Annotated in this window: 42 protein-coding genes; 30 read left to right on the top strand and 12 right to left on the bottom strand. The window is 58.0% G+C overall.

The features are described 5' to 3' along the window. Positions 1-129: 129 nt before the first annotated feature. From KHO49_RS16620 to KHO49_RS16565, 12 genes are all read right to left on the bottom strand, one after another. The gene (locus KHO49_RS16620; protein ID WP_213665378.1) at positions 130-627 is read right to left on the bottom strand and encodes an NUMOD4 motif-containing HNH endonuclease; all 498 of its coding nucleotides are present in this window, start codon (positions 625-627) and stop codon (positions 130-132) included. Positions 628-636: 9 nt separating this feature from the next. Beyond that, entirely contained in the window at positions 637-1116 is a 480-nt protein-coding gene (locus tag KHO49_RS16615) for a hypothetical protein (RefSeq protein ID WP_213665377.1), read from the bottom strand. An 81-nt stretch (positions 1117-1197) separates the two neighbouring features. Then, entirely contained in the window at positions 1198-1668 is a 471-nt protein-coding gene (locus KHO49_RS16610) for a hypothetical protein (RefSeq protein WP_213665376.1), read from the bottom strand. Next, the gene (locus KHO49_RS16605; RefSeq protein ID WP_213665375.1) at positions 1665-1910 is read right to left on the bottom strand and encodes a hypothetical protein; all 246 of its coding nucleotides are present in this window, start codon (positions 1908-1910) and stop codon (positions 1665-1667) included. Before KHO49_RS16605 ends, KHO49_RS16610 begins: the two co-directional genes overlap by 4 nt. Beyond that, positions 1907-2674, bottom strand: coding sequence for a lambda exonuclease family protein (locus tag KHO49_RS16600; RefSeq protein WP_213665374.1), 768 nt, complete (start codon positions 2672-2674; stop codon positions 1907-1909). The genes KHO49_RS16605 and KHO49_RS16600 overlap by 4 nt, the downstream gene beginning before the upstream one ends. Then, positions 2671-3429 (bottom strand): ERF family protein, encoded by a 759-nt coding sequence (locus KHO49_RS16595; protein ID WP_213665373.1) that lies wholly within the window; start codon positions 3427-3429, stop codon positions 2671-2673. Before KHO49_RS16595 ends, KHO49_RS16600 begins: the two co-directional genes overlap by 4 nt. Positions 3430-3582: 153 nt before the next feature. Further along, the gene (locus KHO49_RS16590; protein ID WP_213665372.1) at positions 3583-3753 is read right to left on the bottom strand and encodes a hypothetical protein; all 171 of its coding nucleotides are present in this window, start codon (positions 3751-3753) and stop codon (positions 3583-3585) included. Beyond that, a complete protein-coding gene (locus KHO49_RS16585; RefSeq protein WP_213665371.1) occupies positions 3750-3953 on the bottom strand; it encodes a hypothetical protein in 204 nt (67 codons plus the stop codon). The genes KHO49_RS16590 and KHO49_RS16585 overlap by 4 nt, the downstream gene beginning before the upstream one ends. Further along, a complete protein-coding gene (locus tag KHO49_RS16580; protein ID WP_213665370.1) occupies positions 3950-4360 on the bottom strand; it encodes a hypothetical protein in 411 nt (136 codons plus the stop codon). The genes KHO49_RS16585 and KHO49_RS16580 overlap by 4 nt, the downstream gene beginning before the upstream one ends. A gap of 175 nt (positions 4361-4535) precedes the next feature. Beyond that, positions 4536-4736, bottom strand: coding sequence for a DUF551 domain-containing protein (locus tag KHO49_RS31525; RefSeq protein ID WP_213665369.1), 201 nt, complete (start codon positions 4734-4736; stop codon positions 4536-4538). A gap of 252 nt (positions 4737-4988) precedes the next feature. After that, the gene (locus KHO49_RS16570; RefSeq protein ID WP_213665368.1) at positions 4989-5252 is read right to left on the bottom strand and encodes a hypothetical protein; all 264 of its coding nucleotides are present in this window, start codon (positions 5250-5252) and stop codon (positions 4989-4991) included. A 1554-nt stretch (positions 5253-6806) separates the two neighbouring features. Continuing rightward, positions 6807-7508: a LexA family protein gene (locus KHO49_RS16565; RefSeq protein ID WP_213665367.1), complete on the bottom strand. Its 702-nt coding sequence runs from the start codon at positions 7506-7508 to the stop codon at positions 6807-6809. A gap of 91 nt (positions 7509-7599) precedes the next feature. Between KHO49_RS16565 and KHO49_RS16560 the strand changes: the two genes are divergently transcribed. The 30 genes from KHO49_RS16560 to KHO49_RS16415 all read left to right on the top strand — a co-directional run bounded on the left by KHO49_RS16560 (position 7600) and on the right by KHO49_RS16415 (position 26940). Then, a complete protein-coding gene (locus tag KHO49_RS16560) occupies positions 7600-7785 on the top strand; it encodes a Cro/CI family transcriptional regulator (protein WP_213665366.1) in 186 nt (61 codons plus the stop codon). Positions 7786-7815: 30 nt separating this feature from the next. After that, the gene (locus tag KHO49_RS16555) at positions 7816-8019 is read left to right on the top strand and encodes a hypothetical protein (RefSeq protein ID WP_016967649.1); all 204 of its coding nucleotides are present in this window, start codon (positions 7816-7818) and stop codon (positions 8017-8019) included. Between the two features lie 292 nt (positions 8020-8311). Beyond that, the gene (locus tag KHO49_RS16550) at positions 8312-9172 is read left to right on the top strand and encodes a replication protein (RefSeq protein WP_213665365.1); all 861 of its coding nucleotides are present in this window, start codon (positions 8312-8314) and stop codon (positions 9170-9172) included. Further along, positions 9162-9974 carry an ATP-binding protein gene (locus KHO49_RS16545; RefSeq protein ID WP_213665364.1) on the top strand — a complete coding sequence of 271 codons (813 nt, stop codon included), beginning with the start codon at positions 9162-9164 and terminating at the stop codon, positions 9972-9974. Before KHO49_RS16550 ends, KHO49_RS16545 begins: the two co-directional genes overlap by 11 nt. Further along, positions 9974-10246: a hypothetical protein gene (locus tag KHO49_RS16540; RefSeq protein ID WP_213665363.1), complete on the top strand. Its 273-nt coding sequence runs from the start codon at positions 9974-9976 to the stop codon at positions 10244-10246. Before KHO49_RS16545 ends, KHO49_RS16540 begins: the two co-directional genes overlap by 1 nt. Continuing rightward, positions 10243-10659, top strand: coding sequence for a recombination protein NinB (locus KHO49_RS16535; RefSeq protein WP_213665362.1), 417 nt, complete (start codon positions 10243-10245; stop codon positions 10657-10659). The genes KHO49_RS16540 and KHO49_RS16535 overlap by 4 nt, the downstream gene beginning before the upstream one ends. Beyond that, positions 10659-11270, top strand: a complete 612-nt coding sequence (locus KHO49_RS16530; RefSeq protein ID WP_213665361.1) for an NUMOD4 motif-containing HNH endonuclease — start codon at positions 10659-10661, stop codon at positions 11268-11270. The genes KHO49_RS16535 and KHO49_RS16530 overlap by 1 nt, the downstream gene beginning before the upstream one ends. Beyond that, on the top strand, positions 11267-11584 hold the full coding sequence (locus KHO49_RS16525; RefSeq protein WP_213665360.1) for a hypothetical protein: 318 nt from the start codon (positions 11267-11269) through the stop codon (positions 11582-11584). Before KHO49_RS16530 ends, KHO49_RS16525 begins: the two co-directional genes overlap by 4 nt. Positions 11585-11747: 163 nt before the next feature. Next, positions 11748-12335, top strand: coding sequence for a recombination protein NinG (locus KHO49_RS16520; RefSeq protein ID WP_213665359.1), 588 nt, complete (start codon positions 11748-11750; stop codon positions 12333-12335). Next, positions 12332-12532, top strand: a complete 201-nt coding sequence (locus KHO49_RS16515) for a hypothetical protein (RefSeq protein ID WP_213665358.1) — start codon at positions 12332-12334, stop codon at positions 12530-12532. Before KHO49_RS16520 ends, KHO49_RS16515 begins: the two co-directional genes overlap by 4 nt. Beyond that, positions 12529-12966, top strand: a complete 438-nt coding sequence (locus tag KHO49_RS16510; protein WP_213665357.1) for a dATP/dGTP diphosphohydrolase domain-containing protein — start codon at positions 12529-12531, stop codon at positions 12964-12966. The genes KHO49_RS16515 and KHO49_RS16510 overlap by 4 nt, the downstream gene beginning before the upstream one ends. Next, positions 12963-14102: a winged helix-turn-helix domain-containing protein gene (locus KHO49_RS16505; protein WP_213665356.1), complete on the top strand. Its 1140-nt coding sequence runs from the start codon at positions 12963-12965 to the stop codon at positions 14100-14102. The genes KHO49_RS16510 and KHO49_RS16505 overlap by 4 nt, the downstream gene beginning before the upstream one ends. Continuing rightward, a complete protein-coding gene (locus KHO49_RS16500; protein ID WP_213665355.1) occupies positions 14099-14455 on the top strand; it encodes an antiterminator Q family protein in 357 nt (118 codons plus the stop codon). Before KHO49_RS16505 ends, KHO49_RS16500 begins: the two co-directional genes overlap by 4 nt. Positions 14456-14547: 92 nt before the next feature. Then, positions 14548-14997 carry a GIY-YIG nuclease family protein gene (locus tag KHO49_RS16495; RefSeq protein ID WP_213665354.1) on the top strand — a complete coding sequence of 150 codons (450 nt, stop codon included), beginning with the start codon at positions 14548-14550 and terminating at the stop codon, positions 14995-14997. Between the two features lie 151 nt (positions 14998-15148). Beyond that, positions 15149-15400, top strand: coding sequence for a holin (locus KHO49_RS16490; RefSeq protein WP_213665353.1), 252 nt, complete (start codon positions 15149-15151; stop codon positions 15398-15400). Further along, entirely contained in the window at positions 15397-15921 is a 525-nt protein-coding gene (locus tag KHO49_RS16485) for a glycoside hydrolase family protein (protein WP_213665352.1), read from the top strand. The genes KHO49_RS16490 and KHO49_RS16485 overlap by 4 nt, the downstream gene beginning before the upstream one ends. Then, entirely contained in the window at positions 15918-16394 is a 477-nt protein-coding gene (locus KHO49_RS16480) for a DUF2514 family protein (protein ID WP_213665351.1), read from the top strand. Before KHO49_RS16485 ends, KHO49_RS16480 begins: the two co-directional genes overlap by 4 nt. Further along, entirely contained in the window at positions 16391-16603 is a 213-nt protein-coding gene (locus KHO49_RS16475) for a hypothetical protein (RefSeq protein WP_213665350.1), read from the top strand. Before KHO49_RS16480 ends, KHO49_RS16475 begins: the two co-directional genes overlap by 4 nt. Then, the gene (locus KHO49_RS16470) at positions 16603-17223 is read left to right on the top strand and encodes a hypothetical protein (RefSeq protein WP_213665349.1); all 621 of its coding nucleotides are present in this window, start codon (positions 16603-16605) and stop codon (positions 17221-17223) included. Before KHO49_RS16475 ends, KHO49_RS16470 begins: the two co-directional genes overlap by 1 nt. Continuing rightward, positions 17186-18646, top strand: a complete 1461-nt coding sequence (locus KHO49_RS16465) for a phage terminase large subunit family protein (RefSeq protein WP_249735663.1) — start codon at positions 17186-17188, stop codon at positions 18644-18646. The genes KHO49_RS16470 and KHO49_RS16465 overlap by 38 nt, the downstream gene beginning before the upstream one ends. 1 nt (position 18647) lies before the next feature. Further along, positions 18648-19004 carry a hypothetical protein gene (locus KHO49_RS16460; RefSeq protein WP_213665348.1) on the top strand — a complete coding sequence of 119 codons (357 nt, stop codon included), beginning with the start codon at positions 18648-18650 and terminating at the stop codon, positions 19002-19004. A gap of 1 nt (position 19005) precedes the next feature. Then, positions 19006-20700, top strand: a complete 1695-nt coding sequence (locus KHO49_RS16455) for a portal protein (protein WP_213665347.1) — start codon at positions 19006-19008, stop codon at positions 20698-20700. Beyond that, a complete protein-coding gene (locus tag KHO49_RS16450) occupies positions 20700-20993 on the top strand; it encodes a Bbp19 family protein (RefSeq protein WP_213665346.1) in 294 nt (97 codons plus the stop codon). The genes KHO49_RS16455 and KHO49_RS16450 overlap by 1 nt, the downstream gene beginning before the upstream one ends. Continuing rightward, positions 20990-21694, top strand: a complete 705-nt coding sequence (locus KHO49_RS16445; protein ID WP_213665345.1) for a hypothetical protein — start codon at positions 20990-20992, stop codon at positions 21692-21694. The genes KHO49_RS16450 and KHO49_RS16445 overlap by 4 nt, the downstream gene beginning before the upstream one ends. Before the next feature lie 29 nt (positions 21695-21723). Continuing rightward, positions 21724-22719, top strand: a complete 996-nt coding sequence (locus KHO49_RS16440; protein ID WP_213665344.1) for a major capsid protein — start codon at positions 21724-21726, stop codon at positions 22717-22719. Between the two features lie 37 nt (positions 22720-22756). After that, entirely contained in the window at positions 22757-23149 is a 393-nt protein-coding gene (locus tag KHO49_RS16435) for a Bbp16 family capsid cement protein (protein ID WP_213665343.1), read from the top strand. Continuing rightward, positions 23142-23489, top strand: a complete 348-nt coding sequence (locus KHO49_RS16430; RefSeq protein WP_213665342.1) for a hypothetical protein — start codon at positions 23142-23144, stop codon at positions 23487-23489. The genes KHO49_RS16435 and KHO49_RS16430 overlap by 8 nt, the downstream gene beginning before the upstream one ends. 58 nt (positions 23490-23547) lie before the next feature. Beyond that, positions 23548-24147: a phage connector family protein gene (locus KHO49_RS16425; protein ID WP_213665341.1), complete on the top strand. Its 600-nt coding sequence runs from the start codon at positions 23548-23550 to the stop codon at positions 24145-24147. After that, positions 24144-26486, top strand: a complete 2343-nt coding sequence (locus KHO49_RS16420) for a phage tail protein (protein WP_213665340.1) — start codon at positions 24144-24146, stop codon at positions 26484-26486. Before KHO49_RS16425 ends, KHO49_RS16420 begins: the two co-directional genes overlap by 4 nt. After that, the gene (locus tag KHO49_RS16415) at positions 26473-26940 is read left to right on the top strand and encodes a phage protein Gp13 family protein (protein ID WP_213665339.1); all 468 of its coding nucleotides are present in this window, start codon (positions 26473-26475) and stop codon (positions 26938-26940) included. The genes KHO49_RS16420 and KHO49_RS16415 overlap by 14 nt, the downstream gene beginning before the upstream one ends. The last annotated feature ends 2 nt before the right edge of the window (positions 26941-26942 follow it).

The raw sequence follows: 26942 nt of genomic DNA, 5'->3' as shown, positions 1-26942 counted from the left end.
GTCGAGCCATGAGCTCGCTGAAGCGGTATTGCCGGATCATGGGGAGTCCTTCCGGGTGGGCCCGGGCGGTTGCGGGTGATTACGACATTCTTGAATGTCCTGGTCAGCGCCGAGTTGACGCTGTTGCTGCTATGCGACGTGCTTCCAGATGCGGCGGCGAACAATCGCGCTGATCAGCATCTGAGTAACCCCGTATCGCTTTGCCAGGGCTACACCGCCAAATTCCTTGCTGTGCGACTTAAATAAAGACCTGATTTCAATGACCTGAGCCTCGGTCAGCTTCGCCGCTGGGTGTCGCTCGCCCGCTCCGTCAGTTCCATGGAGCTTCTTGTCGGCCTCGTTCTGAGTCGGCGTGCCATAAGCAAGATTGCCGACGTGACCGTTTTTTTTATCGCCATCCAGGTGGCGGCAGATGTGGCCAGCAGGGATAGGTCCTATGAAGTGAATGGCGACCAAGCGGTGCACCAGAAAGCCCTTGGAGACCTGTCTGTTCCACAGCTTCACCTTTGGATATCCCTTCCTGTCGAAGTAGTGGCTCTTGATATGAGAGCCACGCCTTACCCGCCCGTGATCGCTGACCTCGTAACCCGGCCAGTCCATGATTGGTCGCCATTGCTCTTCAAGCATGTGCAGCCCTCATGAAGTTACATAGATGCGACGGACAGGGCGCGCGAGCCGCTCGTAGCCCTTGCCGAAGTAGTAGAGCCAGCCATCTCCAAAGTCCATGTCGTAGGCGCCGTGGGCGGAGCGCTGCGTGCTCAGCCAGTGGAAGCGATCTTCGCGCAGCTCCACCAGGCCATCAGCCTTGGCTGCCATCAGCAACTGGCCTTCCAGGCAAGACGGGATAAAGCCATCCAGCTCCAGGGCCTTGATCGCGATCACGCTGCCAGCCTCAGCCATGGCGCGTGTGTTCGCTTCGCCATCGCTGTAGCTGCCTGCGCCTTTGATCTCGACGCCGTACTCGCCCCAGGGCCCGCTGAGTTCATCAGGCAGAAGGATCAGGGCGCGCTCGATGCCGTTGAGCCAGTAGCGGGTGACGAACACACCGCCGGCCAGAGGTTGGCCGCGCTCAGGGAGTTCGGCGGCGAGTACTGTTTGCTGTGCTTGCTTGGTCATGGGTTTACTCCAGGGTAAGCGCCGCCCTCCGGGTTCCGGATGCAGCGAGTAGTGTGGGTTATTCGTCGTGTTGAGTTTCAGCTATGCAGCTTGTGAATCGACCTTGACCTGGCGCCAGGCGCCGACGGCTTCAAAGATCCGCGCTGCGTGTTCTTCGTCGAGCGACACGGTGTCGGGAATGGCGATCCAGCCTGAAGCTACCATCTGCGCTTGGTTGGCTTCTGAGCGCAGTTTCATGTAGCAATGCTCAATCACTTCTTCGAGGTGGTCGGAGAGATAGACGCCATCCGGGGCCAGCTCAATCGACTTGCTATAGCGGTCGCCTCGGGCGTCTAAACACATGGCGCTCATGTAGATCGTCCAGCGATGGGGAATTCCGCACACGGCCTGCCCGATCTTCCCGGGTGCGATGTTCTTGAGCGACTTGTAGTTGATCATTCCCTGCCGGCCGCTTGGGTCGATATTCACGACGGCGACATGGTTTGTGCGGACCAGGCCGCGGCATGCGCGCTCAACCCTGGTTCGAGCGTTGTTGGGCTTGCGAGTTTTCATAGCAGTGCGTCCGCCATGCGCTTGAGGGCCCGTCGATCAGCTAGGGTCAGGCCCTTTGGCTTGCGCTTTAGGACCGTCTCAGGGTCTATGTGCTTGGAGCGAACTGGCGGGATCGGGTTGAAAGGTGCGCTTTCCAGGATCTGGATCTGCCCATCTGCTGCAATGAACTGAGCGACCTGAGCTGATAGGTCAGCGGCGCTCTGGCGCTTCTGGTCGATCAGGGTTGTGTGGTTGCTGATCATGCTGCGTTGCTCCTCAGCTTGGCCTCGTAGCCGTCTACCAGCAGCTTGAACTGCCAGAGGTCTTCCTCAAGCTTTTCGATGTAGTCGTCGTCGCGCTTGAATTCCTGCCACCAAAGCTGCCGGCCGACAGGCTCAAGAGCTGGGCAGTACATACCGACGTGCCAGAACTTACGACCAGTAATCCACATGCAGCCCTGCACCTGATCCATGATGCCGCTGGCGTCGTTGTCGATGTGGAAGGTGCGGAGCTTGTCGGGGGCAATGAAGCACTTGTACTCGCTGCCACCATCATCACCGATCAGGCCGTCAGCGCTGGCACCGAACGCGCGGTCATCGGTGGTGACGAAGCCAGCGCGCTGTACCATCAGGCCTGTTTGCAGTTCGTGCTCCATCCTGGCCATCGGCTCCAGCTCATGGCCGCGCTTCATCTGCCAAGTCTCGAAGCCACTATCCAGAGGCGTGCCGCTGATCCGTTCAACTGCCAAGCCGAAGGCGTAATTCATGGCCGCCTCGGATGGTTGGCCAACTGGCTTGCCGGCCAGTGCCAGACGTACAGACTCAGCCTTGGGAGCAGCCTTGTAGCCAGCCTCTGCCATCGCCTCCTTTTCGGTCATGCCTGACTGGATGGCAGAGACATACATGTGCTGCTTGTCGTCCAATCCGCCGACCTTGGTGCGCGCTATGCTGAACATGCTGGCGGTGATGCATCCGGCGCGTGCTTGGTGCCACTCAGGGCTTCCCTGTTCGCAATTGATCAAGATCATGTCGCGGTCTCCAGTTCAGCCTTGCGCTTATTGACCGCGCCGCGTAACTCTTCGGCTCCTACTGCATCCTTCGCAGCATGCAAAACCTTCAGGCCGTGCTGCCAGGCTTCTTGTAGCGCTGCCTTATCTGTTGCTGCCGCAACCTTGGATGTCAGGTCGTCTATGATCGCGTTGCGAAAGTCGTCACCGGTGGCGCCATTGCCGTCATCGTCCTCTTCGCCGATGGCGACGTTGAAGATCATTTTGAGCAGGTAGCGCATGCCGTAGGAGGTGCCAGAGCCAAAAGCGTGGGTTTTGGTCATCACGTCACCGCCCTTGGCGCCCTTACCGTCAGAAGGGACATGAGCACGGTATTCTCGGGTGTGTCCGCCGATGTGGCTCACGAAGCACACCATGCCAACCATGCCTTCCGATGCAGGCTCGGTTCCAAATGACAGCGAGAATCCTTCCTTGGTGTACTTAGGGCGTAATGAGCTGTCGAGCTTCCCGTATGTTGCGTACTGACTGCTCGTTTGTCTGTTGGTGGCGTCGGCAGCAATGCGGCCCATTTCACCCTGTACGCGGGATAGGGCGGCGTTGAATTCGGTTTCTGCGGCTTTGGCTTGCATGCGCTCATGCATGGCCATCAAGCGCTCCATCTTCTCGATATCGCACTGAGGATCAGCTGCAGCACGTTGAATGACGCTGAGGATTGTTGCTGCTTCACCAATGACTGCTGGTGGGGTATTGCGCTCAACCGTCGCTACTGTAGACATGATTGCTCTCCGCGCCGCCGGAGAGGGGCGCCGTAAATGTTTAGGAAGTGACGCGATCAGCAAGAGCGCTGAGCAGCATCAGAAGTGAGAAGATGAGTAGAACGGGGAGGGAGCCGCGCCAGATCAGGATTCGCCGGGCGCGCTGGCGGGAGGTCATGGCCGTGGCCTGATGGCGACCCGACCATTCTTGATGGCTTCTGCCAGGGCTGGAGGCAGCGCAGAAACAGGCAAGTTTCGAGGAACCCCGGCGCTGACAATCGCAAGGCTACGTTCGATCTGCTCAAGCTGTTCGTCGATCAGAGATTTAACTGGTGCAGTAGTCATGCTGCCTCCTTTCGCCGCTCGACTATCCGCCGAACGCGCTCACAGTAGTGTTTGAATTCGTCGGCACTGATGACCAGGATCGAGAAGTAGTTGACGATGGTCGTCTCTGCTTTGGCTTCTTCGATAGGGCCGGCGCCGGGCAGAAGCATCGTTTCAATGGATGCCTCTATGGTTTTCACAGCAATGTCATGAGGGCTCATAGCTCGTCATCCTCGGCCTGGGCAATCAGACCATCCGCAGCGAGAGGGCGCAGGAGGATGCGTGCAATCTCGCGGAGTGCTTCCTTGGGGTCTGGGGCACAGAGAGCCTCTATAGCAGCGCCCTGGGCGTCTGACGTATCTCTGCGTATCGCGGCAAGGACCAGTCGGCCGATTACTGATGGACTGCTTACGTTTGCCATCACGTACTCATCAACCGCCTGGGAAAACTGCTCATGCGTCACACCCTGGGGTTTGCGCATCCGGCGTTGGAACTTCACATCTTGGCCGTCCAGCAGGTCATAGGTCGCGTTGTCGACCCAGATCCGTTCAGCCTCCGAATTATCAACCGGCTCCGGAGGCAGCATGGCGTCATACCGGGCTTGGCATATCTGCATTGCAGTGTTCATGGGTGCCTCCAGGGCTGCGTTATCGGTTGTCCTGCTTGGCCTGTCTGGCCTTTATGGCGCAATCGGCATGCTGAGTGCGCCAGCCACCGGCGTGACGCTCAAAGTGGCCTTGGCCAGCCTCTACGCGCTGTCCGCACCGGTAGCAGGTGCCGGGGTATTTGTTGCGCATGTCGGGTTACTCGGTGGGCGGTGAGGGAAGTGGCTGCCAGTGAGTTGGTGTCCAGGAAGCTCCCTTGAGCCACCAGCAATAATTGTTATTTCGGTCTATCGCGCCGACTGCGCAGCGCCAGTCCCCTGCACCAAAGAACTCGGACGTGCAAAGAACAAGCGTGTCTGGCTCTGGCAGCCTGTCGCTTACCTTGATCCAGTCGCTCATGGCGACCTCCAGTTATGGGCAGCAGTCAGGACCGCTGTAGCAGTAGTAACGACGCTCAGTGCCGTCGTCCCAGTTGATCTCGCCGCGCTTCCCGCAAAGGCACTTGCCTGTCTCAGGCTCATCACAGTCAATGCAGTGGTCGCCGCGCTTGTCGTCGATGTGGATGATCCTATTGCAGGTAAGGCAGTGGCCTAATTCAGGGGGATCAGGCGGTTGCATGAAGCTGTACATGGCGACCTCCAGTGTTTGGGGTTAGGCGGAACGGGCGGCGAGCATGGCGTCTGCGTACTCATAGGCCATGCTGGCGGTATGGCCCGGATCGCTATTCGAGTGATAGCTGCCATTGGAATCATCCCCAGGCCACGCCAGCAGGCCTTGAAGCGCCTTGGCAGCGAAGTGGTCGCGCAAGCTCATTCCAGACAAATCACGCTTCGTTTCGGCAACCGTCGCCGGCTGAAAAACCATGTGGTCGTAATCCGCGACCGGGAAGGCTGGGCCTCCATCTTGAATGCTCATGACTCTCTCCATTCGTTGATTCACCTGTATTCGTCAGCACTCACGCACGGCTGTTTGCCGATGGGCGCCGGGGAGTGCTGACGGGTAAAGGCGGGAATGAAAAAGCCCGAGGATTCCCCGGGCTTTCTTTTTGCTTCACAAACGCCTCCGGATGTGAAGAGCGCCTTCGCTGGGAAGGTCGTTTGGATGGTTTACATGGTCTTATCCTCTTGAGCGCGGCATCAGTGGCGGCCGCTCGCCGGGTAGTTTCACAACAAAATGATGCGACTCTTCGCATCGGGGTGTGATCTGTGCGGAAGGCAAGCCCCGCTTTGCGCCTCTGAGTGCGCCCCCTCAAGCCACGCTCCGGTGATTTCTCGCTGCCTGGTCGTGGTCTCGCTTTCTTCCCGAGGTTGCGAACCCTCGTATCTCGGCTAGGTGCCAGCGCCTTAATGTCTGCTGGCAGTTCAGATCACACCCCGATGCGCCCTGGTGCTGGGGAGTACCAGGGATCGGGCAGCTTGAATCAAGCTGGGATGCGTATTGGCTGCTGGTCGATGATCGTGATTGATCCTCGATCGGTTACCGCTACTCTGGCCGTCAAGCCCGGGTGCATCTCTGCAAGTCTTGGGTGGGCCTTGAAATCGATGACCCTCCCAGTTCGGTCACCAAGACCCAGGAAGATCACGTCACCTATTTGAATTTCGCTTCCGCGCTTCGTTGGCATTTCTTTATCTCCCGGTTGTCATCCCAAGCAGCCCTCGCAAGAAGGCTGCTCAGTGATGCTTTCCGCCTGGGCCCGCTGCTGGCGTCAGCCCTGGGCTTTGTGTTGTCAGTGCGCATCCGATACCACCTGGACCTTGTCCAGTTCGCACTCCGTTGTTAAGCAGTCCGCGGCTCTTCCCGACTGCACTCTTGTTCTCGCACGGATCTAAGCTGCTCCGGCCGGGTCGAGGCGCGATCACTGATCGCTTTTACCCGTGGGTCGAATTGAGGCTCGACCTCGCTAAACCTTTTGTTGCTGGCCGGCGTTGGCCGGCGTTGAGAAAAAATATAAGCCTGCTTAAAGTTAAATGCAAGTACGCTTCACAAAATAATTTTTGGCAAAGAAAAACCCGACACGTTGGTCGGGTTCGTTTTGGACTGGAGGCTGTGGATCTATAGCGCGTTAGCTATAAGGGATATCACGCCTGTGATGACAATCATGGCCATCATGTAGATAGACCAAGAAATTAGCATGTCTCTTCCTTCGCGTAGCGAGCTAACCAGGTCGCGTAAACTGCTCATCCTTCCTTCAGAGATCCTCATCGATATTCCGATGGCAGAGAAGAAGCCAACAAATATCAATGGGATTGAGATCCACAAACCGTAAGGCTTAGGAAGGATTGCGCTAGGAATCAAGGCCATGTAGCCGAAAGCAATTGAAAGTGTGACGAGCGAAATTGCTGCTTTCAAGAGGCCCCCTTTCTGGGAGAACTGACAGTAAATCTCTTAGGAATAACTGGCATCTACCATCCTCCTCAGTGACTGCTGCTGTGTAGTCAGCTAAGAAACTCCATGATACTTAGCGATGACTCAATGCGCTGCTGGCTTTCTGTAGTAGCCGATTACAACGCCAAGCACCTTGTCTTCTTCCCCAAGCATGATGATTGGGTACTGAGGATTCAGTGGTTTCAGGATGTCCTTTCCTGCGTCTCTCGTGAGAATCCGGAATATAGGTACTGCTTCCCTAGGCTGTAGAACCAATACCGGGCTTCCTACCGAGCCCTTCATATCTGGATCTACAAAAATAATGGTGCTGTTTGGGTAGCTGTCTTCGTTTGCGTTCGGATTCCTCATTGCATCGCCCTCAACGGCTAACGCAAAACCGCGAGGGCCTATCTCGTCAGGACAGGCCATACGAATCTCCGTCGCGCCGGCAGAAACTGCCGAGCTGCACCAGTGATCAACAGAAGTCCAGTTGATTAAAGGCACCGATGCCGCCATGGGATGATAGATCGCATTAGGCTGATCTGGTGTCAATTCTGATCTGAAATTTTCCTGCAAGGTTTCAGAATGTTTCGGCGTTGAGCCGGTGAGCAGCCAATCAACAGAACTCCCATAGGCCTTTGCAATGGCCTGCAGATTCTCGTGCTTGATGCTCCCAGTCGTACCTGAGTACCACTGGCTGACTGCCGAATAGCTAATCCCACAGATGCGTGCAAGCGTCGGGCGAATGCTCCGCGATTTCACGCCATTTTCCAGCAGAAGCTGGTTGATCCGATCAGTAATAGTCATACGCCCGATAGTACAAGCGTGCTGTAGCAGCATGCTTGCATACAATAGTGTAAGTGTGCTTACATATCTCCGTATCATACGGAGAACCTTTATGACTCGAACTCAAGCAATAGAGCACTTCAAGGGAATCCCAAAGCTGGCAAAAGCCCTGGGTATCTCTTATGCGGCCGTTGCTCAATGGGGCGAGATCGTCCCAAAGCTCCGGCAGCACGAACTCGAAAAACTCACTGGCGGAATTCTCAAAGTTGATTCCGACAGTGGGCCGAAAGCCGCTTAACCCTTTCTGAAAACAAGGAGCTTTACCCGTATGGCTTACGACGACCGCAGCCATCTGCACGACCAGGTCACACGCGTTCGACTGGATCAAGACACCGACGACCTTCTGAGGTCCCTGGCGAAGTTTCACCGCACGCAAAAGGCAGTCCTGGCCCGCGAGTTACTCGAAGCCAGCCTGCGCAACATGCTTTCCGAGGTACACGGCGACGATACAGGCAAAACAACAGCGGCCTGAAGAGCCGAAGGAGGCTCTATGGCCGAACGAATGACTCCTGTCCCCCTGGATGAAGAGTTCGACGGGCTGCTCAAGGCTGAGGCGCTGAAGCGGGGAGTAGACCCTGGAGTGCTGGCAGCAAGGCTGATCCAGGAAGAGCTGAAGAAGAGAACGGCGCCTCGTGCGCCACGAGGGACGGTAACGCCGTTCCGGAGGTAGGCCTGAATAGGGCCTAAGCAGAGCCTGAATTCCAGGCACAAAAAAGCCGACGGACGAGGTCGGCTCTTTCAACAGCAGTTCAGCGAGAAGAATCATGACAAACATCGTCCCATTACGCAACACCGGGGGGTTTACCCGGATGGACAATCAGCTGATGGATGGCCTGATGGCTATCGACCTGTCCGCTCGCGAGATGAAGATCGTGCTGTATGTGGCCAAGGCCACCTTGAACTTCAACGAGGGCGCTCAGCGCATTCCAGCCACGGCAATCGCTAAGGCTACCCACATTCACCCTGACACTGTTTCCAAGGCTATCTCTGGCCTTCTGCGCCGTCGTGTGCTGTTCCGCGAGGGCGGGGCGCGTGGCGATATCGGTCTGTGCGACCCGAAAGAATGGGTTTTCGTTGAAGATCCGAAACAGACCAAATCGTCTGACTCGGCTCAAATCGTCCGAATCGGATCTACTGCGAAACAGACCAAAACCGACGACTCCCTTCTTTATTCCAAGAATAAAACCCCCTATGTAAATCTTCCTTCGGAAGATATTACATCCCCCCCCACAGCTCAGGCTGAACTGCCAGTCGAGCCGAAACCTGATCGCAAGGCTCAGTTCGGCCTGACCCAGTTGCTGGCCGACAATCCGCACCAAGTACCCGAGCAACTCCTCTCCGACTGGCTGGCCCAGCGCAAAGCCAAGAAGGCCGCCGTTACCTTCACAGTCTGGTCAACCGTGAACACCGAACTGGCCAAATGCGCCGAAGCCGGAATCTCGGCATCGACCGCAATCACCGAGGCCTTGTCCGCTGGATGGCAGGGATTCAAGGCGTCCTGGGTGATCAACCGTATCCGCGATAACGCCCAGCAAGTGCCGGTGCAGTCCCGCCACACCGGCTTTGCTGAGCGCGACTACACCGCCGGCCTGATCCAGCGGGAGGACGGCAGCTATGGCTTCTGAGAACGTTGTCGCCATGCCAGCTCAGGCCTATCCGCCAGGAACCCGAATTCAGCCGGCCACCTGTGAAACCCATGGTGCGTACGAGCAGAAGGTCTATTCGGTGCTGGGGCGGGATCTCAAATCTGGTTGCCCTGAGTGCAGCCGCATCCGTGCCGAGGAAGAGGAGTCGCGGCGCCAGGTTCAGGAATCGACTGCGCTGCGCATCCGGATGGCCGAAAAGCTTGGTGCAGCTCTGATACCTAAGCGTTTCTCGGGCAAAACCTTTGACCAGTACGTTGCGAAGACGACCGAGCAACGCAAGGCCCTGAACACCTGTCGCCGCTACGCTGCCGAGTTTCCAGTCATTGCCGAGTCTGGCCGCTGCTTGCTGCTGTTGGGCAAGCCCGGTACCGGAAAGACGCACCTTGCCGTGGCAATCGCCAACGAGGTCATGGCGACCACCACCGCGACAGCCGTGTATCGCACCGTCGGCGCAGTGCTCCAGGCCATCCGCGCCACATACGACAACGCCAGTGAGAAAAGCGAAAGCCAGATCCTCGCGAGCCTGATCAGCCCCTCGCTGCTGGTCCTGGACGAGATCGGCGTCAGCAAGGAAAAGCCTAGCGACTTCGAGCTGACCACGCTGTTCTCAATCATCAACGGCCGTTACGAGGAGCTGCGACCCACCGTCATCGTTTCCAACTTGGACGCGAAGGCGCTGGCCTCGGCAATCGGCGAGCGTTGCACAGATCGCCTCAGAGAGGGCGGCGTGATCGTCGTTCCGTTCGAGTGGGAATCGCAGCGGGGCAAGGAGGGTTTCTGATGACTGATTTCGTAGAAGTGAAGACGCAAGACCTTGCTGACTACGCAGAGCTGAAGCGGCTGGCCGAGGCTGCAAATAAGCCAGGATGCAGTTGGAGCACCGATTACAGGCTTGCAACCAGCCCATCCGCAGTCCTGGCCCTGATCGCCGAGAACGAGGCGCTGCGCAAGGCGCTTAAGCCGCTGCTTGAGCATTGGAGCGATCTAGAGCCTGGAGAGTCAGTCTACGTTGACGCCGCCCGCGCCGCCCTGTCCAAGGGAGAGCAGCCATGACCAGCCTCCAGATCCGCAACGAATCAGAGCGCACCAAGGCGATGGGCTACATCGCCGGGCTCGACCTGACCAAACCCAAGAAGCTGGCCATCACTGATGTGGACCGAAGCGTTGAGCAGAACAAGGCCCTGCACGCGGCCCTGGCTGATATCGCTGCCCAGGTCGAGCACGCCGGCAAGAAGTGGGATGTCCTGATCTGGAAACGCCTTCTGACGGCCGCCTGGTTGCGCGAGACGGGCGACAAGCCGCAGATGATCCCAGCGGTAGACGGTAACGGCTTCGACGTCATCTATGAGCGCACAAGCAAGCTCACCGTGAAGCAGTGCGGAGAGCTGATCGAGTGGGTTATGGCGTTCGGCGCCGAGCACCAGGTGCGCTGGACGCAGAAAGACAATTGGGGAGGACGGTACTGATGGCTGATACCTGGAAAGAAATTTCGTTCTGCCCTGGGTATGAAGTCTGTTCATCTGGGTTGGTACGCAGCAAGGATCGGACAGTCTTTCAAGCTGCTAGCCGCAGATCGTCAGCTTACGAAAGATTCCTGCCTGGGAAAGTGCTTAAACCGTTTCCTGCCAAGAAAACTGGTTACTTGCAGGTTTCTCTATCTAAAAAGGAGAGGCGTTCTGTTCATCAACTTGTAGCTCTAGCTTTTTGCTCGGGGTTCAAGGAAGGCCTGATCATCAATCACAAAAATGGCATCCGTACAGATAACCGAGCGGAGAATCTTGAGTGGGTAACGCATTCAGAAAATGTTGCCCACGGGTTCTCTCATAACGGACGAAAGGCGAATGGCCTTGGAAAATTTGGCTCTGCGAACAAAGCCTCAAAAGCAGTCGTCGCGACTGAAATTGCTACAGGCATAGAGAAATTGTTCCCTAGCGGGATGGATGCAGTTCGCGCTGGATTTTCTAGCTGCAGCATCAGCCGGTGCTGTGCCGGGAAGATCAAATCTCACAAAGGCCATACATGGCGCTTTAGCGAACCGAAGGGCCAGATGCCCGAGCAGTGGGAGCAAGCAGCATGAGCCATCAATTCAAGCCGGGCGACCTGGCGCTGATCGTAAGCTCAAGCAAGGGAACATCCCCAAATATCGGGATGGCTGTCGAGTTGGTCATCAAGCTGCGCACGAATGATTGTTTCAACCTTCCGGATGGTAGTCGGGCTGTGAATAAAGGCCCTGAATGCTGGATGGTCGAGGCGCCTGGACTTTCTGCGATGACTCTTCAGGCGGTCCACATTGACCTTGGCGGTATATCCCTAGTTCAGGAGCGATACCTGATGCCCCTGCGCGGCGACTTCACTCCTGAGCAGCAGAAAGCCAAGGAGGTGCCGGCATGAATCTTTCCGCAAAGCTTTGGTGCTTCTTCGGGGTCCATGAGTGGAAGGTCATCGACAAAGGGCCTTACAAGCTCACCTACGTGGACAGCGATCAGTTCAAGAATGGGACTTGGTTCAACCTTCAATGCGCAGTGTGCGGCAACGTGAAGATGCGGAGGTGCTTATGAGCCTCCCAGCCAAACAACCCCGCCCGAAGAAGTGCAAGAACCCAGCATGCGGGGCCTCATTCGTCCCTCAGCGCCTGGGGCAGGCCGTATGCAGCCCAAGGTGTGGCCTTGCGATCAAGGAAGTGAACCAGGACAAGGCGCGGAAGTCGCTGGCCGAAGTAGGGCGCAAGGAGCTGAGAGCCGCAAAGGAGCGCGTTAAGCCTAAAGGCCAGTACATGCGTGAGGCCCAGGCCGCGTTTAACGCTTGGGTGCGCTTGCGTGACGCCGCCATGGGGTGCGTGAGCTGCGACAAGCCCGCGACCTGGGCCGGCCAATGGCACGCCTCTCACTTCCGCAGCGTCGGCTCATCGCCAGAGCACCGCTTCAACCCGCTCAACGTGCACAAGGCCTGTTCGGTCTGCAACAACCACCTGAGCGGAAACATCCTTGGATACCGGCCAGAGCTTGAGCGCCGGATTGGTGTTGAAGCGGTTGAGGCCCTATTGGGGCCCTCTGAGCCGCGGCGCTACACCGTCGAAGACCTCAAGGCCATCACCGCCGAATACCGGGCAAAGACCAAAGAACTCAAGAGGGCTGCAGCATGATCTGGAAGCCAGTCAGCAAGTACTGCATTTCATCTGAAGAGGGCTACCTGATCAGCAAGTACGCCCTGGAAGTCGGCCACGCGTACGTGTGCCGCTGCCCGAAAGGGAAAATCCTGCAATCGGGCAAGGAGCTGGACCAGGCCAAGGCGGCATGTGTTGAACATCTGAACAAACAGAAGGTGGGGAAGGCAGCATGAGCGAATTGAAACCGTCGAACCCTAAGGATCTCATCGGCAGCGGTAAGTTGCCGCTGCATCTTTGGCCAGTAACTGCCACAGCGCTTGGAAGCCTGGGCCTTCTGGATGGGATGCTCAAATACGGCCGCTCCAATTTCCGAGCCGTAGGTATCCGCGCTTCGATTTACTACGACGCCGCCAGCCGCCACCTGAACGCATGGTTCGAAGGGGAGGCAATTGATCCAGATAGCGGCCTTCCACACTTGGCCCACGCGCTCGCCTGTCTGGCAATCATTGTCGACGCGGAGGCAGCTGGGAAGCTCAACGACGACCGCATGCACCCTGGCGGATACCGAGAGCTGATCAGTTCGCTGACACCTCACGTGGCGCGCCTCAAGGCCATGCACGAAGACAAGGCCCCAACGCACTACACCATCGCCGGAGACGCCCAATGAACGAGCCAAAGGTCACCGACGAGCAGATCATCGAGGCGCTGAAGACAATGAGCCGGCCAGAGGCTGCAGCTCACCTCGGAATTCACTTGCGTACCTTAGCCAAACGCAAGGCGCGCATGGTTCGCAAGGGTTGGAGCCCGGAACACGACATGACTCACATTGTGCCGGATGGGTTCCGCTTGAAAGGCACATCGAGCTTGTACAAGGATGGCGTGAAAGCTCCAGTCCTTCAGTGGGTAAAGACCACAACGGATGAGGAGCGACAGCGCGAGATTATGGAAGCGGCTATTGCGGCCATGGGTGAAGACCTGCCGCGGATGTCTTTCACGCCAGCACCGAGCGCTTGCAACGCAGACCTACTGAACTGCTACGTCATCACCGACTATCATCTGGGCCTTTTGTCCTGGCACGAGGAAACTGGCGCCGACTACGACCTTAGCATTGCCGAGCACCAGCTCGTGGCCTGGTTCGCCGAGGCAATCCGTATGGCTCCGGACGCCGAGATAGGCGTTTTCGCACAGCTCGGGGATTACCTTCATTGGGACGGCCTCGATGCCGTGACCCCAGCCAGCAAGCACCTGCTCGACGCTGACACCCGTTTTCAGAAGCTGGTTCGTGTGGCAATCCGGGTAACCCGCCGCGTCGTAGACATGCTGCTCACCAAGCACCAGCGTGTTCATGTGCTGATGGCTGAGGGAAACCACGACACCGCCAGCTCTATCTGGTTGCGTGAATGGTTCTCGGCCATCTACGAGAACGAGCCGCGCATCACTGTAGACCGAAGCCCCGACCCGTACTACTGCGTCGAACACGGCCAGACCAGCCTGTTCTTCCACCACGGGCACAAGAAGAAGCCGACGGCAGTAGCTGACGTGTTCGTGGCCAAGTTCCGGGACGTATTTGGGCGCACCAAGCACAGCTATGCGCACCTGGGCCATCTGCACCACGTCGACGTCAAGGAAAACAACCTGATGATCGTGGAGCAGCACCGCACCCTGGCCGCCCCTGATGCTTACGCAAGCCGCGGCGGGTGGATCAGTGGTCGAGACGCCAAGGTAATCACCTATCACAAGGCATACGGCGAAGTAGGGCGTCTGACAATCAATTCCGACATGTTGAAGGCAGGTGCAGCATGAGAGACGCAGAAGAACTTCTGACCCAGTGGGGCCGCTGGAGCCGTCAACAGGTAGGCGTTCCGCGCTGCACATCCCCTTCATACGTCCTGATGCGCGACAACGTAGAGCAGATGGATAGCCTGCCGGCCGCATGTATCACTGACGAAGAGGCGATCATGGTTGACCAGATTGTGGCCAGGATGGCGAAGCGCTACCCCAAGACGGCCGAATGCGTAGTGATCTTTTACAGGTCTGATCGAACCCTGGCCGAGGTCGGCAGGATCGTCGGCGAGCCTAGGCTAAAGGTGCGCGAGTACCTGATCGCTGCCAAGGGTTATGTCGAGGCTTACATGGAAATGGGGGTGGCTGCATGATCCGAAACAGGGCTAGACGCCTCATGTGCGAACGCTCGTTTGCCTGCAAGGGGGCTCATATCGATGAGTCTCTCCCAGTTAACGAGCGAATCATGCGCATGATCGACGATGAAATCGAAAAGACATCGCATATTGCGAGAGTCAGACAAAATGGCCCTGGAGAGGGTGAGCAACTCGCCAAGTCAGGGCTTTCTTGGTACGCCAAGTCGTTCACTTACATCTATTTCATCATCTGTGGCGGGACTGGCGCTGTAAAGATAGGTCGAGCAGATAACGTGAAGAAGAGAATGGCTGAGTTGCAGGTGTCCAATCCGAGCAAGCTGTCGCTGCTCTGTCACTTCCGAGCTCCTTCAATATTTGAGCCAACACTCCACGCAATATTCTCGAAGAGCCGACTGCGCGGCGAGTGGTTCTCAATAACTGACGAGCTGCTCGATCTGGCCGAGATTGGAAACGATCAAAACTACATGGGCGTTCTGCGCTACTGCAAAGAGATGTTAGGGCGTAGTAAGCCGGTTGACGGTTTGAACGGCCAGGAGTAGATTACCCCCATATTGCGGTTTTACCGCTCCAGACAAGCCCGGCCATTGAGTCGGGCTTTTTTGTGTCTGAAATTCAATCCTGAGCCTCGCCACTGTGCGGGGCTTTTTTTATCTGGAGGCCCCTATGGCAGCCCCAGGCAGGAGTAGAGACATGGCCAACCCGACGCCCGAGAGCATCGTAGAGGTGGTAGGTGCGTCAGTGGCCAATAAGGGCATGATTGTGGGTGGTGCTGCTGGGATGGTCGGTTGGCTATCCCAGGTGAACTGGATTGGTATCGCTGGTGTTGTGGTAGCAGTGCTTGGCCTACTGGTCAGCACGTACTTCCAGATTCGTCGTGACCGGCGCGAACATGCCGAGAGCCAGGAGCGCATCAAGGCCTTGCGCGATCAGTGCCGGTCATGAGCGTCATTCGCCAGCGCATCGCCGTAGGTCTCCTGACCATGAGCATGGCAGGCTTCGGCGCCTGGAAGGCCAGCGAGGGGTTCACCGATCACGCGGTGATTCCCACCAAGGGCGACGTTCCTACCCTTGGCTATGGCTCCACACGCTGGGAGGACGGTACCGCGGTCAAGATGACCGACACTATCACCCGGCCCCGGGCCGAGATCCTGGCCCGCAACCTGAACACCCAGGCCGAGAAGGAGTTCGCCGCCAGCCTGCCTGGCGTGAAGCTCTACCAGGAAGAGTTCGATCTCTACATGGACTTTGTCGGCCAGTATGGCGGCGGCACCTGGCGCAAGGGCTCACCGCGACGTTACCTGTTGGAAGGCAACTACGTAGGCGCCTGCGAAGCGCTGCTGCTGTATCGGTTCGCCGCCGGCTACGACTGCAGCACCAAGATCAACGGCAAGCCTAACAACCGCTGTTGGGGCGTCTGGCAGCGGCAGCTTGACCGTCACGCCAAGTGCATGGCCGCGCAATGATCCGGTACCTGATCGCCGCCATTGCGTTGCTGGTGATCGTGGCGGGAATCCAGACGCACCGCCTGGACAACGCGCAGACCTCTCACGCCGAGTACGTGGCAGACATTGAACGTCAAGCCAAGGCAGCCAGCGAACAGGCCCGGCAGACAGAGAAGAAGCTACAGCAAACCATAGAGCGGGTACGCACAGATGCAGCCAATCAAAAGATCAGCGATGACGCTCACGCTACTGAGCTTGTTGCTGTGGGTGACAGCCTGCGCGACCAACAAGCCAAGCTGCTTGCCGACCGCGCCAATCTCCGTGCCCGCCTTGCCGCAAGAGGCAAGACAATCGACGACCTTACCGATCTGCTCGCCCAGCTGCGCACAGAAGCTGACAACCATGCGGGTGAACTGGCAGCAGCGCTTGACGCAAGTCGCCGGGCCGGATTCGCCTGTGAGCGCTCCTACGAATCCCTGAGGTCATTCCAATGATTAAGTATCAAGTCAAATCTGCCGGCGAAGTTCATGAGGTGCTGGCTACTACCTTCACCCAGAGCGATCAGCTTCGCCTCATCGGCGATGGTGGCGCAGTTGTAGCGATATTCGTTTCTTTCGAGTGGATTAAGGTCATCCCTGCTGAGCCTGCGCCTGCTGATCCGGGAGAGCCCTCTACCGACAAGCCTGAGTTGGCGGGTGAGTAATGACCGAAAAGCAGCCAACTGACTGGGAGCGCATTGAACAGCTCTACCGGGCTGGTGTGTTGTCCGTCCGTGAAATAGCCGCCTCGTGCGGGGTATCGCATACCGCAATCAATAAGCGAGCCAAGGCCAACGGCTGGGATCGTGACCTAAAGGCGAAGATCCAAGCCAAGGCTGATTCGCTGGTTTCCAAAGCAGAGGTTTCCACGCAGGTTTCCACGGAAGCTCTGGTAACCGAGCGTGGAATCGTAGAGGCGAATGCTCAAGTCATTGCCAACATCCGGATGGCGCATCGCAATGACATTGGCCGCTCTCGACGGCTGGCTAACAAGCTGCTGGATGAGCTTGAGGCGATGACTGACGAGAACTGCACCTTGCGCGAGCTGATTGACCAGCTTAAGGACGATGAGGGTCCTGCATCACTATTGGAGGCTGCCGAGAAGATGGCCAGCCTTCCAGGCCGCAGCAAGATCATCAAAGAGCTGAGCGAGACACTGAAGACTCTGGTCACGCTGGAGCGCCAGGCCTACGACGTTGGCTCCGAGAAACCAGGCGATGACCGCAGTCAACTGACGGAAGAAGAACTTGATCGCAGAATCGCCAAGCTCGCAGGCCAGGGCTAACAAGCTTGAGCTATTGGCGTTGCTCGAGGAGAAAGCGCGTCGTGATGCACAGAGGCGGCACCTGCTCCAGTTCGAAACCCTCTATGAGTGGCAGCGCAAGTTTGTAAGAGCTACAGCCGATCACACGTCATGCATGCTCATGGCGGCGAACAGGGTAGGCAAGACGCGCACCGGGTTAACGATCGATGCCATGCACTTGCTGGGTGATTACCCAGACGACTGGGAAGGCCACAAGTTCGACCACGCGCCTATGTGCTGGCTTCTTGGGTTCTCCATGGAGAAGACCCGCGACCTGCTGCAGACGCCGCTGTTCGGCACGCTTGAAGGCGGCAAGTGGACTGGCGGGTTGATCCCTGCTGATCGAATCATTGCGCATCTGTCAGCCACCGGCACATCCGGGGCAATGCGCCAGATCACCGTCCGGCACAAGTCCGGCAGCCAGTCAACAGTGCAGTTCTGGTCCTACAGCCAGGGCCAGCACGCAATCATGGGCGACAGCGTCGACTGGTACCACATCGACGAAGAGCCAAGAGACAAAGCGATCTACCCACAAGTGCTGACCCGTACCGCGACTGGTGACGGCGGCCTGGGTGGTCGCGGCATTTTGACGTTTACCCCGGAGAATGGCCGTACCGAGCTGGTTGTTCAGTTCATGGACTGCCCAGCCGAGGGCCAATACATCCAGCGCGCCACCTGGGCAGATGCACCGCACTTGACTGCTGACACTCAGCGCAAGTTGCTAGGTATGTACCCAGAGTGGCAGCGAGACATGCGTTCTAAGGGGCTCCCGTTGCTTGGTACCGGCTTGATATTCGACTTTTCGGATGAGGATATTAAGTGCCAGGCGTTCCCTTGCCCGCCGCACTTCTACGTCATCAACGGCATGGACTTCGGCTGGGATCACCCTCAAGCACACGTTCAACTGTGGATCGATACCGAATCGGATGTGATCTACCTGGCCCATGCCTGGAAGAAGTCCCGCGTCACGCCATCAACTGTGTGGGGCACCGTCAAGTCCTGGGCTGCAAACATCCCAACCGCATGGCCTTCTGACGGGCTGCAGTCCGAGAAGTCATCAGGCGAGCAGCAGAAAAAGGCTTATGTCGATGCTGGCTGGCAGATGCTCGACGTGCATGCCACCTGGGCTGATGGTGGTGTTGGCGTGGAAATCGGCTTGGTCGAGTTGTACGAGCGAATGACCACCGGCCGATTCAAGGTGTTCTCCCACCTGTCGGACTTCTTCGACGAGAAGATGAGTTACCACCGGGACGAGAACGGCAAGATCGTCAAGTTGAACGACGACATCCTTTCGGCCACCCGATACGCATACATGATGCGCCGCTTCGGGCAGCAACGCTGGCAGCTTGAGTCCAATGACTCGGGCAAATTCCAATCCGAATACGACCCTTACGCGAGTAACTGACATGTGCGGAAAGAGCATCAAGAAACTGGTCAATAAGGTGGTCAAGCTCGACCCTTTGCGTGGCGGCGACGTACTCCTGGAGGGTATGGGCCTTCCGAACATGTTTGGCGAGAAAACCGGCATGTTCAATAAGGCTGAGCGCGACAAGGAGCTGGCAAAGGCGGCATCTGAAGCTGCTGGCTCTGTTGGCTCCACTGCGGCGGCGGCCACGACCTCAAGCGACTCCGTTCAGGCAGCTGTTGAGGCCGAGCGCAAGCGTCGTTTGGCCCAGTCTGGCCAGAACGGCACCATCTTGACCGGGTCGTCTGGCGTGCTTGGCGGCGCCAGCACGGGCCAGAAAACGTTGCTGGGGGTGTAAGTTGGCCGACTCCCTGCGCGAACGCTGCGAGAAGCGCTATACCGCTCTCAAGAGCGAGCGCGACAGCAACTGGCTGCCCGAGTGGAAGGAACTGGGTGACTTCATCAGCCCACGTTCCGGACGCTGGTACAACACCGACACCAACGACGGCAAGCGCCGCGATCAGAAGATCATCAATCCGCAGGCCACGTTCGCGGCTCGTACGCTGGGCGCTGGTATGCATACCGGCATGACTAACCCGTCATCGCCCTGGGTCAAGTTCGGCACTCCCGATCCTGGCCTGATGGATTACGCGCCGGTCAAGGCTTGGCTGTTCGCTGCCGAGACTGCCATGCGTGAAGTCATGGCCAGGTCGAACCTGTACAGCGTTCTGCCCAACCGCTACAGCGAGGAAGGAATTTTCGGCACAGCCCCAATGGTGGTGATGCCGGACGACAGCGACTTGCTGCGTTCGTACCCGCTGGCCGTCGGCAGCTACATGCTGGCCAACAACAGCCGAAATCAAGTGGACACGCTCTATCGCGACTTCCGCATGACTGCTCGCCAGATGGAACAGCAGTTCGGCAAGGACAAGATGGACACCGCGTCCAAGAACCTGCTCAGCAGCAAGCCTGACGCCTGGATCGACATCTGCCATGGCATCGAGCCCAACGATACCCGCGAGCCCGGCCGCAAGGACAACACAAATATGCCGTTCCGCTCCGTGTACTGGGAGAAGAGCGGCGACAAGGATTCGATGTTGCGTGAATCCGGCTTCAAAGTGTTTCCGGTCATGGCGCCGCGTTGGGATGTGCTGGGTGAAGACGTGTACGGCACTGGGCCTGGCTCGATGTGCATCGGCACCACCAAGGCTATCCAGCTGATGGAGCGCCGTAAGGCTGAACTGCTGGAGAAAGGTGTCCGGCCGCCGATGGGTGCGCCGGCCAGCCTCAAGAATCAGCGGGCCTCGATTCTTCCTGGAAGCATCACTTACCTCAATGACATGCAGGTTGGCGCCAAGTTTGCGCCGCTGTATGAAGTTCAGCCCGCGTGGCTTGGCCAGCTGCGTGGCGAGATTGCCGCCGACAGCTCGATCATCGACACCGCGTTCTTCGTCGACTTGTTCCTCATGATCAGCCAGATGGACAGCGTGCGCACCGCGTACGAGATCGCCACCCGCAAGGAAGAAAAGCTGCTGATGCTCGGCCCAGTGCTGGAGCGCCAGACCGATGACCTACTCGACCCGCTGGTAGACATGTACTTCAACCAGATGCTGGAGCAGTCCATTCCGCGCTGGACCGGCATGTTGCCTGGTGCACCACTGTTGCCACCTCCGCCAAAAGAGCTGGCCAACATGGACTTGCGTATCGAGTTCACCAGCATCCTGGCCCAGGCACAGAAAGCCATTGGCGTATCCAGTATCGAGCGTGCCATTGGGTTTGCCGGCTCCGTGGCCACCACCACACAAAGCCTGGAACCTCTCGACCTGCTCGACGGCGACGAAGCCATGCGCCAGTACTTCGAACTGATCGGTGTTCCCCCAACCATGGTGCGCGCTGACGATATGGTCGCGCAGATTCGCGATCAGCGAGCTCAGCAACAACAAGCCCAGCAGATGCAGCAGGAGCTCGGCAGCGCCATTCAGGGCGCCCAGATTCTTAGCCAGACAGACACCAGCGGCGATAACGCCCTGACGGCGCTTGCAGGGGCTATGTGATGGCCGAGCAGCAACCAACCGAACAGGAGCTGCAGGACATCGCCGACTTCAAGTGGCTGATGAGCGACCACCGCGGGCGCCGATTTATGTGGCGAACCCTCGGCCATTGCCGGCTGTTCCAGGGCTCAATAGGGCCCACGGACGCAATCACGAACTTCAACGAAGGCCAACGCAATGTTGGCCTTCTTCTTTTGAGCCAGGTGAATGACCTGACTCCATCGCTGTACGCGGTCATGGCTGCCGAGAACGCGCCGCAGTCGACCCCCGAACAACCCCAGGAGACAGATGAATGAGTGCTTTGATGATGAAGCTGCTTGGCCGCGTGTACATGAATGAAGCAGAAACCGGTGCTGCTGGTGGCGGTGAGGCTGCCGCAGCTTCCACCACAGCGACAGCGACCGAAGCAGCAACGGCCACCACCACGCTGACGCCTGCCACAGCCACAGCAGAGGCTGCAACAACCGAAACCAAGGAGCTGACCCAGCAGGAAGCTGACGCAAAGGCCAAGACTGAGGCTGACGCCAAGCTCACTGGCGCTCCCGAAGCCTACGAGGACTTCACCCTGCCCGAGGGCATGGAGATGGACACCGAAGTCCTGGGCGAATTCAAGAACCTGGCCAAGGAGCTGAACATCCCGCAGGCCAAGGCCCAGCAACTGATCGACTTCCAATCCCAACTTGCGACCAAGCAGGCCGAGCAGTACCAGGCCGCGGTCACCAAGCAGGCCCAGGACTGGGCTGCATCAATCAAAAGTGACCCAGAAGTCGGCGGCGAGAACTACGAGAAAAGCGTAGCCAGTGCCGTCAAGGTCATTCAGTCCTTCGGCGATCCGGCATTGACCGAGTTGCTGAATACCTCCGGGCTGGGCAACCACCCGGCGCTGTTCAAGTTCTGCCACCGCATCAGCGCGGCTATCTCGGAAGACAAGTTCGTCATGCCCGGCAGCCAGACCAATACACCGAAAGAGATGAGTCTCATCGACGCCTTCAAGTAAGGCCCTGACCAACCGTAGGAGATACACAGATGGGCATTTTGACCTCTACCATGCCGACCTTGCTGGATAAGTTCAGCCGGGAAGACAGCCAGAAGAAGATCATGAAGATCGTCGAGCTGATGGCCAAGCAGAACGATATCCTCATGGACGCCGAGTACCAGGAGTGCAACGACGGCTCCAAGCACAAGACCACCATGCGTTCGGGTATTCCTGAGCCGACCTGGCGCCTGTTCAACAAGGGCATCCAGCCAAGCAAGTCCACCACCGTGCCGGTACTCGATACCACTGGCATGATGGAAGACTACGGCCTGGTGGATAAGGCCCTGGCCGATCTGTCGGGTAATGCCGACGCCTTCCGCGTGTCCGAGAACATCGCAAAGCTGCAAGGTTTCAACAACAAGGCCGCGCGCTACATGTTCTACGGCAACACCGGTTCTGAGCCTGAGGCCTTCCTCGGCCTGGCGCCGCGCTATAACAGCCTGGCAGCAGAATCCGGCGCGAACATCATCGACGCGGGCGGCACCGGCTCCACCAACGCATCGCTCTGGTTCGTTACCTGGGGCGAAATGACCACTCACCTGCTGTATCCGAAGGGTAGCGTGGCCGGCTTCCAGCATCGCAACCTCGGTGAAGATACTGTCAAGGATGCTGTCGGCGGCGAATACCAGGCCTACCGCGACCACTTCAAGTGGGATATCGGCATGTCGGTACGTGACTGGCGGGCCAACGCTCGTATCGCGAACATCGACGTGACCACCTTGACCGCTGACGGCGCGACCGGCGCCAAGCTGATCGAGCAGATGATCAAGGCCTACTACCTGCTGGAAAACCCAATGCAGGGCGAGGGCCGTACGGTTATCTACGCCAACCGCACGCTGCAAACCTTCCTGCACCTGCAGGCCATGAACTCCAAGAACGTGAATCTGACTATCGGCGAATACGCCGGCAAGAAGATCCCCGAGTTCCTGGGCATCCCAATCAAGCGTGTTGACGCACTGCTGAACACCGAAGCCCGCGTAGTTTAACGACTGCGTGGTTTTCCCATATTTCGGAGAAACCATCATGCTTTTCGACGCAAAGCTGCTCATGTCGAGCGCCCAGGCAATCACTGCTACGGCTGCATCGACCGACATCATTGATCGCGGCGACACCAAAGACGTGGGCCGTGCCGGTGATATTTCCCTGCTGATCCAGGTTGTTGAAACATTCAACACCCTGACCAGTCTCACCATCGACGTGCAGACCGATGACAACTCGGGCTTCAGTTCCCCGCGCTCCCTGTTCCAGGTTGTAGTCCCGCTGGCTGACCTGAAGCTGGGCTACCAAGCGCCAGTCATCACCTTGCCGCAGAAGACCGAACGTTATCTGCGCCTCAACTACACCGTGACCGGCACCGCGCCCACCCTGGGCAAGGTAACCGCTGGCGTGGTAGCCGGAGTGCAAACCAATGCCTAAGAAATATGAAGTGCTGGAGCGGTCGTTTATCAACGGCCAGCTTTATGAGCCGGGTGAAACACTGGTGCTGGAAATCGATAGCCCTGGCGGCAACCTGAAACAGCTGACTTCCCGGGCTTCGGCAGCAGTAAGCGCGAGTGCTGGAGCGGCTGCCGAGTACACCGCCAAGCACAATGGTGGTGGCCGCTACATCATCCTCGACAAGGATGGTGAGCGTTTTGGCGAGTTCACCGGCAACAAGGATGAAGCCGAAGCCGAAGTGGCTCGATTGAACGCTGGTGGTGATGTTTCCGGGGGCGCCGGCGATGAAAAGGGCGACAGCCAACTGCCTGACGCCTGACTGCAAGTAGCAGCTCTCAGGGCCCTTCGGGGCCCTTTTCTATTTCTGAGGCTCCCGAATGTCCAGCGACGTAGAGATCTGCAACATCGCGTTGTCGCGGGTTGCTTACACCCAGCCAATCGTGTCGTTCACGGAAAAGAGCAAGGCCGCTGAACTGTGCCGAGTGTTTTATGGCCCGCTGCGTGAGCTGGTGCTGCAGGCGTTCCCTTGGCCGTTCGCGGAATCCATTGTTGCACTGGCTAGCCTGGGCAGTCCTGCGCCAGGCTGGGCCTACCGTTATCGCTACCCTTCAGACTGTTTGCAAGTGCGAGACATCGTTCAGCCAGGTTGGCGTCGGGCGCTGTCAATCGATCAGCAGATCCCCTTCAAGATTGGATATGACGCCGGCGGTCGCGTGATTCACACCGATCAACCCGAGGCTTCGTGCCGCTTTACCTTCAAGGTCGAGGACTCAACGCTCTTTGACCCGCAGTTCGCTGACGCGCTGGCCTGGCGCTTGGCAATGGATTTGGCGTTGCCGCTCAGTTCCAAGTCTGACCTGCAGCAGTTTGCGGCCCAGCAATACCAGATGGCCCTGACCCTAGCCGAAGGTTCCGCCTTCGAAGAATCCCAGGACGACGTAGAGCCTGAATCTGAATTCATTACGGTGCGAGCATGAGCGGAGTACTGCAGCCGACCTTTGCGGCGGGCGAGCTGTCGCCATCGGCCAGCGCCCGCACCGACATTGCCCGTTACTACACAGGTTTGAAGCTCTGCCGCAACTTCATGGTGATGCCATACGGCGGCGTGCGTAACCGGGCTGGTACTCGCCTGGTTGCTGAAGTAAAAGATTCGACCAAGCGCTGCCGGCTCATCCCGTTTCAGTTCAACGATGTGCAGACATACGTGTTGGCTTTCGGCGACCTGAACATGCGCGTTATCAAGGATGGCGGGCAGGTCTTGTACAGCTCTGGTCCAAACGTTGGTCAGCCATTCGAACTGGCATTGCCATACACGCAGAACGACCTGACTCTGTTGAATTTCACACAGTCAGCCGACGTGATGACGTTTGCCCAGCCGGCGTACAAGCCGCGGGAGCTTAACCGCCTAGCGCACGACAATTGGACCACAGCCGAAATTAACCTGGCCCCGCGCATTGCCGCACCATCATCCGCAACAGCAGTCTCAGGCGGCGGCTCAGGCGTTCCGCAGACCTGGCGCTACCAAGTGACGGCGGTCCTGGATGACGGCAATACATTGGATGAATCGCTGCCGGCCACCTCAAATCCGATCACCAGTCATGCTGATGTTGCCTCCGCAACCATCACTTGGGCGGCGGTTACTGGAGCTACCTACTACATCGTCTACAAGGACAACGCTGGCGCAGGGATCTACGGGTTTATCGGTCGCGCCACCGGTACCACCTTCACCGATCAGAACATCACAGCCATCAAGACCGATACGCCACCGAATGGGAATGACCCGTTCGTGGGTGCCGGCAATTACCCGGGCGCCGTGGTGTATTACCAGCAGCGCCTGATATTCGCTGGCAGCGATTTAAAGCCGCAGACGGTATGGACCAGCAAGACCGGGCTGTTCAAGAACTTCGGTTACTCGGTGCCGAACAAGGATGACGACGCCATCACCTTCACGCTGAGCAGCAACAAGGTGAACCGCGTTCGACACCTGCTGGGCCTGCGCAAGCTGATTGCACTCACTACTGGAGCCGAGTTCACCATTGCCGGCGGCGACACTGGACTGTCAGCCAAGACCGTCCAGGCAAGCCCTGAGGGTTACGACGGCTCATCGATCGTTCCGCCCGTGGTGGTAGGCAATAGTGCCGTCTACGTCCAGGCGCGCGGCAACCGGGTGTCTTCGTTCGGCTATTCCCTGAATGCGGACGGGTTCGCCGCCGATGACCTGACGTTGTTTAGTGCCCACCTATTCAAGGGCAAAGAGCTGACGAACGTGGCCTATCAGAAGGTTCCGGACTCGATTGTGTGGTACGTCCGCGATGACGGCGTGCTGCTGGGGATGACCTATGTCCCGGAACAGCAGCTTGTTGGCTGGCACTGGCACGACACCGACGGTTTCGTTGAGTCCATCGCGTGCATCCCAGAGGGCCAGGAAGACGTGCTGTACATGGTGGTTCGCCGAAACATCAACGGCGTGCAGAAGCGATACATAGAGCGCATGGCCAGCCGGCAGATCACCAGCATTGAAGATGCATTCTTCGTCGATTGCGGCCTGACGTACGACGGTCGCAACACCGACACCGCCAAGACCTTCACGCTATCTGGTGGCACGACCTGGGGCTTTCCTGAGGTGGTCACCATGACGGCCGTGGGGCATGCACCGTTCACCGTAGGAAGCGTCGGCGTCAATTATTCGTTGAAGGCTGTTGTCACTGACGCGAACGGCGACAAAGCCACCGATATAGTCAGGGTAGAGGTTGTTGGATACACCAGCGCCAGTGTGGTCACGGTGAAGCTGCTCATCATCTGCCCTGAATCGCTGCGCTCTGTTCCGGTTTCGACTTGGGCTCGCCAGGTCAAGACGTTGTCAGGTCTGGGGCACCTTGAGGGAAAGACTGTTTCCATACTTGCCGACGGCAGCGTTCACCCGCAGCGCGTTGTATCGAGTGGTTCGATTGTGTTGCAAGAAGCCGCTGGCATTGCCCATGTTGGCCTGCAGTACACCTCTGACATGGAGACCCTTGACCTTGAGCTGAAAAACGCCAACGAGACGGTTCTGGACAAGAAGATTGCCGTCACTGGGTTGACTGTGCGGGTTGAGGAGTCGCGAGGGATATTTGCCGGGAAGGACAAAAATCACCTGTACGAATGCAAGACTGATCGCGACGAGTATGAGTCGCCCATTGAGTTGTTGACGGGGCAGGCTGAAATCCCAATCTCCAACGACTGGCAAGGGAAGGGGCGAGTGTTCATTCGCCAAACCGACCCGCTGCCGTTGTCGGTCCTTGCGGTGATTCCGGAGGTGACCATTGGCGGCCGCTGATGTTTTGCCCATTGAACCCGAGGACATTCCGGCCATCCTGCGTGATGTGCGTCAGGCCGATATCGACGAGATCGTCGAAGGGCTGGGCGTCTCTCTGGAGATGGAGCTGCTGGAAGGCATCAACGATAGCCTCAACGCCCGCAAGATCGTAGTAGACGGGCACATCGTCGCGGTGTTCGGCGATGCAGTGCACAGCGTCCTGGGTTCCATAGGCGTGCCTTGGCTGATCAGCACCACGCACGTGGAGCGCCACGCCCGTGCATTCCTAAAGGTCTGCAAGCCAGAGGTGCAAGGGATGCTTACCCGGCACCGCCACCTCATCAACTACGTCGACGCCCGCAACACTTCGGCCATCCGCTGGTTGAAATGGCTGGGTTTCAACTTCGGCGAGGCCGTCCCGTATGGTCCTAAGCGCCTTCCGTTCTACCCCTTTACGCTGAATCGAGAGGAATAACC

Source organism: Pseudomonas sp. RC4D1 (assembly GCF_018390395.1).
Classification (GTDB): Bacteria; Pseudomonadota; Gammaproteobacteria; order Pseudomonadales; family Pseudomonadaceae; genus Aquipseudomonas; species Aquipseudomonas danubii.
Note: the sequence above shows the minus strand (reverse complement) of the source record. Positions and strands in the feature narration are given on the sequence as shown.